Genomic DNA, 387 nt, shown 5'->3' with positions numbered 1-387 from the left:
GCGGCCAAAGGGAGGGGGCAAAGGCGTGTAGTGCCGAGCCATGCTCGGCAGGGGCCTTACCAGCAGGGCCAAAAGCCCAAAAGCCGAAAAGCTCACCCCTCCCCAGCCCTCCCCTTGGCCTGCGGCCAAAGAGAGGGGGCAAAGGCGTGTGGTGCCGAGCCATGCTCGGCAGGGGCCTTACCAGCAGAGCCAAAAGCCGAAAAGCCAACCCCTCCCCAGCCCTCCCCTTGGCCTGCGGCCAAAGGGAGGGGGCAAAGGCGTGTAGTGCCGAGCCATGCTCGGCAGGGGCCTTGCCAGCAGGGCCAAAAGCCGAAAAGCCAACCCCTCCCCAGCCCTCCCCTTGGCCTGCGGCCAAAGGGAGGGGGCAGGGTGTAGTGCCGAGCCATG

Source organism: Stenotrophomonas sp. UBA7606, assembly GCF_002477705.1.
In the GTDB taxonomy this organism is placed as follows: Bacteria; Pseudomonadota; Gammaproteobacteria; order Xanthomonadales; family Xanthomonadaceae; genus Stenotrophomonas.
Note: the sequence above shows the minus strand (reverse complement) of the source record.